We start from the raw sequence: 9,510 nt of genomic DNA, 5'->3' as shown, positions 1-9,510 counted from the left end.
CAGAAATGGGATTCAACTGTGGAATAGTAGGACTTCCAAACGTCGGGAAATCTACTCTCTTTAACGCCCTAACAAATACTGCAAAGGCAGAAGCTGCAAACTATCCTTTCTGTACGATTGAACCGAACGTTGGAATAGTAGAAGTTCCAGACGAGAGGCTATACAGGTTAGCCGAACTGATAAAGCCTAAAAAGGTAACGCCAACAACAATTGAGTTCGTTGACATTGCAGGGTTAGTTAAAGGCGCAAGCAAGGGAGAAGGCCTTGGAAACCAGTTCCTCGCAAATATAAGGAGCGTTGATGCAATAGCCCACGTTGTAAGGTGTTTCAAAGATGAAAACGTAGTCCACGTTGAAGGAAGCGTTGACCCTGTTAGGGACATTGAAACTATAAACTACGAGTTAGTCCTTAAAGACTTAGAGAGCGTTGAAAGGAGACTGGAAAAGGTTAAGAAAGTTGCAAAGAGCGGCGACAAAAAGGCAAGGGCTGAAGTTGAAGCCCTTGAGAGGATAAAGGAAATCTTGGAAAGGGGAGAGAGGATAAGACCTTACTTGGGAGAAATAGGAGAGGAAGGGCAGAAGGTTGTTAAAGAGCTTGCCCTCTTAACTGCAAAGCCTGTAATGTACGTTGCAAACGTTGACGAAGAGGGACTTTTTGAGGATAACGAGTACGTAGAGGCAGTTAAGGAATTTGCCAAAAAGGAGGGGGCTCCGGTAGTAAAAATCTGTGCAAAGATAGAGGCAGAACTTGCAGAACTCCCACCACAGGAAAAGGAAGAGTTCCTAAAAGAGCTTGGAATGGAAGAGCCGGGGCTTAATGCTGTAATAAGGGAAGGGTACAGGCTCCTTGACCTCATAACCTTCTTTACAGCCGGAGAACCTGAAGTTAAGGCCTGGACTATAAAGAGAGGGACTAAAGCTCCTCAGGCAGCAGGGAAGATTCACTCAGACATTGAAAGGGGCTTTATTAGGGCAGAAGTGATAAGGTACGAAGATTTAGTGAGGGAAGGCTCCATTCAGGCCTGTAAAGACAAAGGTTTAATGAGGCTTGAAGGAAAGGACTACGAGGTTCAGGACGGAGACGTAATCTACTTCAGGTTTAACGTCTAAATGGAAACGAGAGGTGTCGTTTTAAGGGCCCTCAACCTTGGAGAAGGGCTGAGAGCCCTCTCCATATATACTGAACTCTTAGGCAGAGTCGGAATAGTTGTTAAGGTTAAAAGGGGAGAGTTTCCAGTTAAGTATGAGCCTTTCTCAGTATCTCAGTTTAAGTTAATTCAAAAGGGAGATAGGTTTGAGGTAAAGGAGGCAAAACTAATAAAGGAAAACTTTCCAAGGAGTATCCAGGAACTACACTACAGAGCAAGGATAGTCAAACTCCTCCTTAAAACGGAACTTCCCGGAAGTAAGAAAGTCTTTAAACTGGTAGAAAACTACCTATCAATCAACGAAGTGTTTGAATTGGCCTACCCCATGTTCCTATCAAAGTTCCTCTTCCTTGAAGGCCTGTTCCCAGAAGTTAGGAAGTGTGTCTCCTGCGGTAAGAGGGAAATAGCCGCTTTTTCGGTAAAAAAGGGGGGAACTGTTTGTAGAAGGTGTCAGGCGGAAGGGAACATTAGGTGGAATAAGGAGTTGAGCAAAGAAGTAATAAAACTAACCAAAAAGCCTTTTGAAGAGGTAAGAAAAGACTATAAGAGGGAGCTCCTACCGAAGATAACTCAAGTCCTTGAGGGCCATTTCAAGGAAAGAATAGATTGAATTTGACGTATGTTCAAAAATAAGATTTATAATTTATATTGAAAATGCAATCAGAGAGGTAAAAATGGCCAAAAAGGTTTTAGTTCTGGGAGGAGGAATAGGCGGAGTAGAGGCAGCTTTTGCCCTTTGCCACAAGTGTTTTGATGTGGAACTCATCTCTAATAGGGATTACCTCTACATCTACCCGATCTCCATATGGATACCGACGGGAGAGTACAAGTGGGAAGATGTGATACTTCCACTAGACGAAGTTGCAAAGGCTAACGGATTTAAACTAACAATTGGGGAAGTTGAAAGGATATCTACAAAGGAGAAGAAGGTCTATTTAAAAGGAGGAGAAGAGAAAGAGTACGATTATTTAGTTATAGCTCTTGGAGGAAGTAAAGTTAAACACAAGGGAAGCGAGAACTTCCTATCTATATGTGGAAAGCCTGAAGAGAGTCTAAAGATAAAGGAGAAGATTGACCATCTCATGGAGAAGGGAGGAGGAATTATAGCTGCAGGCTTTGGAGGGAACCCTAAAGACCCGACAGGAGTTAGGGGAGGACCCGCTTTTGAGTTTGTTTTTAACCTTGACTGTTACTTTAAGAAGAGGGGAATTAGGGATAAGTTTCAACTCCACTTCTTTGCCCCAATGCCAAAGCCTGGAATTAGGTTGGGGGAGAAAAACGCCGAGAGAGCCTATAAAATGCTAGATAAGCTGGGAATAAAGAGGCACTTCGGGAAAAAAATCAAAGAGTTCACTCCCGAAGGAGTAGTATTTGAAGATGATTCCCTTTTAAAGAGCGATTTAACCATGTTCATTCCGGCGACAGACGGTCATCCAGTCTTTAAGAACTCCGACCTACCGCTCAACGAAGCAGGATTTGTAAAGATTGAGCCTACCTGTGCAGTTCCTGGAACAGATGAAACGGTCTGGGCAATAGGAGACAGTGCTGCATTTGAAGGCCCCAAGTGGAAGGCAAAGCAGGGGCACATTGCAGAAGTTATGGGAAGGATTGTTGCAAGGAACATAGAGGCAAAGGAGAGGGGAGACGAGAAGAGGGAAGAGTACATCCACCACCTCCACATACTCTGTCTAATGGATATGGGACCGTGCTGGATGAGCGGAGCTTTAGTATACAGGGACGATAAGCGTTCAATAATGCTACCTCTGCCGTTTATAGGACACACTTTAAAGAAGCTCTGGGGTTGGTACTACAAGGCTAGTAAGCTGAAGAAAGTTCCGAGAATACCCGGTTTTGATGCGCCGTAATGGAGCTAATAGAAACTGTAAGGGTTGAAAGGGGAAGGGCAGTTCTCATTTCCTACCACTATAGAAGGCTGAGGAGGGGAGCTCTCTCCTTGGGATTTTCCCTTAACCTGAGTGAGCAAGATTTTGAAAAGCTTTTAGTTAAAAAGTGGAAGGAGAATGGAGGAGGAACAAAATTAGTACGCTTCTCATTAAGCGAAAACGGTTCCTTCAGCGTAAGCTCCAGAGACTGCTTAAAGAGAGAAAGGGTAAAGCTTAAGTCAGTCTACTCAGTAAAGAGGTTCTACTCAGCCATCTTTACCCAGAAGACAAGTATTGGGGCTGAGATTTCAAAGTTTGCATTTGAAGAAGCCAAGAAACTAGGCTATGATGAAGCCATAACCTACTCTTCAGAGGGGTTTGTATCGGAATGTGCCTTTGCAAATCTATTCTTCTTTAAAGATGGAATACTGTTTACCCCTAGCCTTAAAACAGGCTGTTTAAGAGGAACAAGAAGAGAGTTTATACTGGAACTGGCAGAAGAAATGGGAATCCCGGTAGTTGAAGGCTTCTTTAAGGTTGAAGAACTTTTAAAAGCGGATGAAGTATTCATAACGAGCGCAAGGGAAGATACATGCCTAGTAGTCGAAATTGACGGGTTTAAACTGAAGGAAACCCAAGGAAAACCCATTTATAGGAAAATAAGAGAGGTAATAGAGTGGATGGAGTTTAAGGGGCTTTAAGCCCCTAAACAACTACTTCTGAAGGGAGGAGAAGATCTTTTCAATTTTCTCCTTAAGGGTTTCTGCAGTGAAAGGTTTAACTATGTAGTTATTTACCCCTGCTTTAATAGCCGCTAAAACGTTTTCCTTCTTAGCTTCAGCTGTTACCATAAGAATTGGAAGGTGTTTAAGCTTCTCATCGCTCCTTATAGCTTGAACGAGCTCAATTCCTGTCATGTTGGGCATGTTCCAGTCTGTAATAACCAGACCGTACTTATTAGGATTCTGCTTCAGAATCTCTAGAGCCTGTTTTCCGTCTTCTGCCTCATCAACGTTTTTATAACCTAGCTGAGCCAAAAGGGTCTTTAAAATCTTCCTCATAGCAGCCATGTCATCCACTACCAAGATTTTTATGTCCTCTGGGGGCATTGCCATGTTCTAACCTCCTTCCTGCTTTTTGATAGCGTACTGGTGGACCAATTTTAATAGATCCGGTGCGTCAAATTTAACTAAGTGAGCATCGGCCCCAACAAAGCGGCTCTTATCAACGTTTGCCCTATCGCTTAATGACGTGTTAATGATAACAGGAATCTTAGAGAGTTCAGGATCTTCCTTAACTTTCCTTGTAAAGGTCAAACCGTCCATACCCGGCATTTCAATATCTGAAATGATCAGCTGAACGTAATCGGTAATATCCTTTCCTGTCGCCTTTGCCTCTTCAAGCCACTGATGGAGAAGCTGAAGGGCCTCTATACCGTTCTGGGCTTCATAGACCGTGTGACCGTCAGACTCAAGGATCTTTCTAATAATCTTCCTTGCAACAGGACTGTCATCCAAAATGAGTATCTTGAAGTGTCCCTTCTTCTCTATATTCTCTACAGTCTCAACTTCTTCAATTCCAAAAATCTTAATCATTCCAAGCTCGTCAAGGATACCTTCAAAGTCAAGGAGGAGCAGGAGCTTATTATCCTCAATTTCAACGACCCCGATAACTTTTCCTCCTAACTTCTCATCTATACTCTTTGGAGGCCTCTTTATATCGGCCCACCTTATACGGCGAATTCTCTTTGCTTCATGAACAACAACTCCGATAATTTCTCTCAAAAACTCCATAACAATTACGTACCTTCCGGCATTAGGCGGCTCCTTAATCTTCATCCACTTGGCAAGGTTTATTATAGGAACCATCTGCCCCCTAATTTTGGCCATTCCTTCAGCTTCAGGGGGCAGACCAGGAGCCTTAATTATATCCTTAGGCTTAAATATTACCTCTTTAACCTTAGCAACGTTAACACCTAAAATCCACTCATATATAGAACCGTCATCAAGGAGCTCATACATCCTAAAGTCTATAATTTCAAGCTCGTTAGCTCCCGTTTCAAGGATCTTCGGTAAGAGCTCTCTCTTCTTTGCCATCTCCTTTACCCTTTATTAGCCTTTTTCTTCTGACTGAGAATGATCTCAGAAATAGCTTGAACTAAATTTTCAGAAATCTTATTAATAATTGAGGATATCTCACTCTCCTTTTCCTTAATCTCATTTACATCATCATTATTCATAGCAATGAAGAGCTCCTTCAGGAGAAGTTTTATCTCAAAGAACTGATCCTCCAGTTCTGAGAAGTAAGTTTCAATCTGAGGATATTTCTTAATGAGCTCAAGGATATCCTTGTTTTGAAGAGAAATCAATCTTATTAGAGAATCTACCTCTGAGAGAATTGTAGTATCTGGATTGATACCCTCAATGAACTTTCCTTTAACAGCTTCATTGATTTTTGCAGCAAATTCAGCAAGTTTAGCCAGTCTATCAAGTAAAACAGCTGCATCTCCAAGATCAAAGATGTAGAAGGTTTCCCAAATTTTGTGTAAGGAAGTGTCCGTCTTCTCAGCAATTTTAATAATTTTATCTGATTGCTCCTTAACAGTACCAATGAGTTTATTTGAAAGCTGAATATTCTTAACAATTTGCTCTATCTTCTCTTTCTGAAGTTTAACTATGTCGGTCATACTATCAATAACACGCTGAACTTCGTAGGAAGAGTTCCTCAAAGAGTTGTAAACTTCTTGGTTGCTCTTGAAGAATTTCATTCCTTCTTCAACGGCATTTACGCCTCTACTAGTAATCTCAGCAGTCTTATTCATTTGCTCTCTCATGTTCTTGACAACTTCTCTAATTTCACTTGCAGACTTGTTGGTCCTCTCTGCAAGCTTTCTAACTTCGTCTGCAACCACGGCAAATCCCCTTCCTGCCTCACCTGCCCTTGCAGCCTCTATTGCAGCGTTAAGGGCAAGGAGGTTAGTCTGCTCGGTAATTGAAGTAATTACCTCAACAACCCTATCTATCTGCTCTGTTTGTACTTGAAGGGCATGAACAACTTCTTCCATCTCGCGGGTAATATCCCTTATGTTCTCCATTTGAGAAATAGACTCAACAGTCTTCTTCTCTGCCTTCTCAAGCTCATTCAGAACAAAACGGTAATTCTCTATAAGCTTGTTTGAAACTTCAACGAGTTTATTAACAGCATTTTCAATATCCTCGGCAGCATCAATCTGTTTTTCTGAAAGATCAAGAACGTCCTTAAGTTCCTTAATTGCCACCGACACAGCAACAATCGTTGCAAGGTTATTCACAAGAGACTGTTTCGTAGCCCTCAAGTTTTGAAGGAACATACGGCTTGCCTTCTCAAGCTGTTCCTCAACCTGTTTATCAGCAGTTGCATCCCTCCAGGTTGCTACGTAATAACGAATGCTTCCATCTTTATTTGCAATTGCATGGCGGTAAGAGGCCATAACGTACGGACCTATTTGAATATCGGCATTCTTCTTATGCTCACCGGGTCTGGTAGCCTTCAGGAGCTCCTTAACCCTCTCTGGGTCCTTATGGAAAACGTGAATGCTAGTTCCTATTAGCTTGTCTGGATCAACTCCAAATTCAGAGATAAAGACGTCCCTCCACTTATTAGCTATTTCAAAGGCACGCCTGTTAGCATAGACAATTTCATTGCCGGCTCTTCCGGGTTTAAAGTCCGCCGTAGCAACAAATATGGCTTCCTCCATTAGGGAATCAAGAATTTGCTTGTAAGTGTAAACGTCGTTATCCAACTGGTCAATTTTCTTTTTTAACTCCTCATTCTCTTTCCGATAGGAAATTACCCTTTGAGAACATGCTGATAGTTCCTCCTTTAAGGAATCTCTCTCCTTCTTAATCTGTGCAAGTTCTTCCTCAAGCTTTTTCTTTTCAGCCATTAAATTTTCAATTTCCCCCTTCAACCTCTCCAACTCTTTCCTTTCCCATGAGCAAAACATCTTACTCCTCCCTATTAAAAATTGATTCAATGTTTAAAATTATTAAAAGCTCCTCCTCAAGCTGAACAACTCCGCTGATAAACTTAATATCAATACCTACCGTTCCTATAGGCTCAGGAAGTATTTCGTCCTCCGGGAACTTAATTGAACCGACAATTCTGTCCACTATAACGCCAACGTCCCCTTTTGGAGTTTCAAGAATTACTATCTTGTTTTCACTATAAATGTTTTCGGGTATTGTAAATGGTATTCCAAGGTGTTCCTTAAGGTTAATAACTGGAACTATCTTTCCCCTAAGATTCATAACACCTATAACGTAAGAAGGAGCTTTGGGAACAGGAGTTATATCTTTATTACTGGTAATTTCAATAACTTGCTCTATCGGAACTCCAACAAGCTCCTCAGAGAGTTTAAAGGCTATTACCTGTATTTCTTTCTCCCGTACTTCCCCTATTAATTCCTCTACACCTAGGATGTTCATATCTTTACTTTCCCTATTCTCCTTCATACCTTTGCTCCAATTAGTTTTACTTTATAGTCAGAAAGGAGAGAGTTTAGATCAAGAATTAGAACAACTCTTCCATCACCAGCAATCGTTGCGCCGGCAATTCCAGGAATATCCGCTAGGAGTTCTCCAAGGGACTTGATAACAATTTCCTCTTCTCCAAGGAGGTTCTCTATAGAAACAGCTATATACTTTTCTCCTACCTTTACTATAACTACAAAGTGCTTCTGATCCTTATCGGGAAGTTCAAGGAGTTCGTTGAGGGAAAAGAGAGGAAGAACCTCTTCTCTAAGCATAAAACTTTTAAATTTTCCAACATCTTTTACTAAATTTTCATCGTACCTAACCACCTCAACAACAGAGTGGAGAGGAACAGCATAAACCTGACCGTTAACACCTATCATTAAAGTTCTAATAATTGCAACAGTTAAAGGAAGTTTAAGGATAATTGTTGTTCCTTTACCAAGTTCACTTTCAATTTCAATAGATCCCCTTAAAGAATGAATCGTACTTGCAACAACGTCCATTCCAACTCCACGACCTGATACATCGCTAACCTTCTCTGCAGTTGAGAAACCAGGCATAAATATCAGTTCGTAGGCTTCCTTATCACTCATTTGGACGGCCTGCTCAGGAGTAATCAGCCCTTTTTCTAAAGCCTTTTTCTTAACTTTCTCTGGGTCTATTCCCCTTCCATCATCCTGAATCCCAACTATTATGTGATCTCCTTCATGGTAGGCAAAGAGACGAACAGTTCCAACTTCAGGTTTACCTTTTGCTATCCTTTCTTCAGGAGGTTCTATCCCGTGATCAAGAGCATTCCTTACAAGGTGAATCAAAGGATCCTCTAACTTATCTAAGATTGAACGGTCAAGCTCTGTATCTTCACCTTCTATAATCAGCTGAACTTTCTTATTCAGTTTCCTCGCAAGGTCTCTAACAAGACGAGGGAACTTACTAAATATTTTCTTAATAGGTTGCATCCTCAACTTCATAACAGCAACCTGAAGGTCGCTAACAGTCCTATCAAGACTAGTAACTGCTTCAACTAACTGCTCTACAGCTTCTGATTTACACTCCTTCTCTACCTCGGCAGTTACCCTTAAAATTCTGTTCCTATCAAGGACAATCTCTCCAACCAAGTTCATTAAGTTTTCTACCCTTTCTACATCAACTCTTATAGTTTCAGAACTTTTCTTTTCGGTCTTTGTCTTTTTTGGCTGGGTAGAGGAAGGCGTTGAAGTTTTCTGAGACCGAGGTTGCGACTGTGGTTGCGGTTGTGGCTGGCTTTGAGACTGAGCAGAAGCTCCTTCTTTGACTTTTTCAGTGGATTTCTTCTTTATTAAGTCTTTAACATCTTTACCTTCCTCTATTAGCTTCTCTATTTCAGGGATAACCTCCATAGGTCTTTTATCGGGAGGTAGGAGGATAATTTCTTCAAGTATTTGAGAAAGGTCCTTTCCTGGATACTTTTTTATCAGCTCTTTTAAAGTATCCGAAATACCTTCAACAAACTCAATATCTCCTTTACCTCCTTGAGAATCTGAAGAACTTTCTGAAGATTCTTGTTCAGGCGTTTCACCTTTAAGTATTGAATCAAGTTTCTTTAAAATAGGTTCTACTTCTGAAAGGTCGGGAAGTTCAGAGTTTTCCTTTAACATTTCAAGGGAAACCTTAAGCTGATCAATACCTTCTAAGATAACGTCCATTATCTCTGGAGTAAGCTTGAGCTCATTGTTCCTTAACTTGTTGAAGATGTCCTCTATCCTATGGGCAATCTCAACTATCGTCGTTAGGTTTAAAAAACCAGCCCCTCCCTTTAAGGTATGCATTCCACGGAAAATTTTGTTAAGGAGCTCTTTATCTTCCGGGTTATTCTCAAGGTCCACCAAGTCCTGATCAAGGTTTTCCAGAATTTCTGAGGCTTCAACTAAAAACTCGTCTAAAATCTCTTTTAACTCTTCGGGAATCTCTACCTTCATAGTTCCTC

At 41.2% G+C, this 9,510-nt stretch carries 9 protein-coding genes; 4 read left to right on the top strand and 5 right to left on the bottom strand.

The genetic code is table 11. The annotated features are described in order from the left end of the window. Positions 1–5: 5 nt before the first annotated feature. The 4 genes from ychF (at position 6) to C7457_RS03530 (ending at position 3,731) form a co-directional block, all read left to right on the top strand. Positions 6–1,109, top strand: coding sequence for a redox-regulated ATPase YchF (gene ychF / locus C7457_RS03545; RefSeq protein ID WP_121170673.1), 1,104 nt, complete (start codon positions 6–8; stop codon positions 1,107–1,109). Continuing rightward, positions 1,110–1,757, top strand: a complete 648-nt coding sequence (gene recO / locus C7457_RS03540) for a DNA repair protein RecO (protein ID WP_121170062.1) — start codon at positions 1,110–1,112, stop codon at positions 1,755–1,757. 64 nt (positions 1,758–1,821) lie between these two features. Then, positions 1,822–3,012: an NAD(P)/FAD-dependent oxidoreductase gene (locus C7457_RS03535; RefSeq protein WP_121170061.1), complete on the top strand. Its 1,191-nt coding sequence runs from the start codon at positions 1,822–1,824 to the stop codon at positions 3,010–3,012. Then, entirely contained in the window at positions 3,012–3,731 is a 720-nt protein-coding gene (locus C7457_RS03530) for an aminotransferase class IV (RefSeq protein WP_121170060.1), read from the top strand. Before C7457_RS03535 ends, C7457_RS03530 begins: the two co-directional genes overlap by 1 nt. Positions 3,732–3,743: 12 nt before the next feature. Here the strand turns inward: C7457_RS03530 and C7457_RS03525 are convergent, their stop codons facing one another. The 5 genes from C7457_RS03525 to C7457_RS03505 are packed head-to-tail and all read right to left on the bottom strand — an operon-like array spanning position 3,744 to position 9,502. Next, positions 3,744–4,145 (bottom strand): chemotaxis response regulator CheY, encoded by a 402-nt coding sequence (locus C7457_RS03525; protein WP_121170059.1) that lies wholly within the window; start codon positions 4,143–4,145, stop codon positions 3,744–3,746. 3 nt (positions 4,146–4,148) lie between these two features. Then, entirely contained in the window at positions 4,149–5,126 is a 978-nt protein-coding gene (locus C7457_RS03520; protein WP_121170058.1) for a chemotaxis protein, read from the bottom strand. A 5-nt stretch (positions 5,127–5,131) separates the two neighbouring features. Next, the gene (locus C7457_RS08960) at positions 5,132–7,015 is read right to left on the bottom strand and encodes a methyl-accepting chemotaxis protein (protein WP_121170057.1); all 1,884 of its coding nucleotides are present in this window, start codon (positions 7,013–7,015) and stop codon (positions 5,132–5,134) included. Position 7,016: 1 nt separating this feature from the next. Beyond that, positions 7,017–7,523, bottom strand: coding sequence for a chemotaxis protein CheW (locus C7457_RS03510; protein ID WP_121170056.1), 507 nt, complete (start codon positions 7,521–7,523; stop codon positions 7,017–7,019). Continuing rightward, positions 7,520–9,502, bottom strand: a complete 1,983-nt coding sequence (locus C7457_RS03505; protein WP_121170055.1) for a chemotaxis protein CheA — start codon at positions 9,500–9,502, stop codon at positions 7,520–7,522. The genes C7457_RS03510 and C7457_RS03505 overlap by 4 nt, the downstream gene beginning before the upstream one ends. Positions 9,503–9,510: the final 8 nt, after the last annotated feature.

The organism is Thermovibrio guaymasensis (assembly GCF_003633715.1).
Lineage (GTDB): Bacteria > Aquificota > Aquificia > Desulfurobacteriales > Desulfurobacteriaceae > Thermovibrio > Thermovibrio guaymasensis.
Note: the sequence above shows the minus strand (reverse complement) of the source record. Positions and strands in the feature narration are given on the sequence as shown.

Bases quoted from the DNA above. Each gene is read 5' to 3' on its own strand.
- ychF (WP_121170673.1), top strand. From the start codon at position 6: ATGGGATTCAACTGTGGAATAGTAGGACTTCCAAACGTCGGGAAATCT.
- recO (WP_121170062.1), top strand. From the start codon at position 1,110: ATGGAAACGAGAGGTGTCGTTTTAAGGGCCCTCAACCTTGGAGAAGGG.
- C7457_RS03535 (WP_121170061.1), top strand. From the start codon at position 1,822: ATGGCCAAAAAGGTTTTAGTTCTGGGAGGAGGAATAGGCGGAGTAGAG.
- C7457_RS03530 (WP_121170060.1), top strand. From the start codon at position 3,012: ATGGAGCTAATAGAAACTGTAAGGGTTGAAAGGGGAAGGGCAGTTCTC.
- C7457_RS03525 (WP_121170059.1), bottom strand. From the start codon at position 4,145: ATGGCAATGCCCCCAGAGGACATAAAAATCTTGGTAGTGGATGACATG.
- C7457_RS03520 (WP_121170058.1), bottom strand. From the start codon at position 5,126: ATGGCAAAGAAGAGAGAGCTCTTACCGAAGATCCTTGAAACGGGAGCT.
- C7457_RS08960 (WP_121170057.1), bottom strand. From the start codon at position 7,015: ATGTTTTGCTCATGGGAAAGGAAAGAGTTGGAGAGGTTGAAGGGGGAA.
- C7457_RS03510 (WP_121170056.1), bottom strand. From the start codon at position 7,523: ATGAAGGAGAATAGGGAAAGTAAAGATATGAACATCCTAGGTGTAGAG.
- C7457_RS03505 (WP_121170055.1), bottom strand. From the start codon at position 9,502: ATGAAGGTAGAGATTCCCGAAGAGTTAAAAGAGATTTTAGACGAGTTT.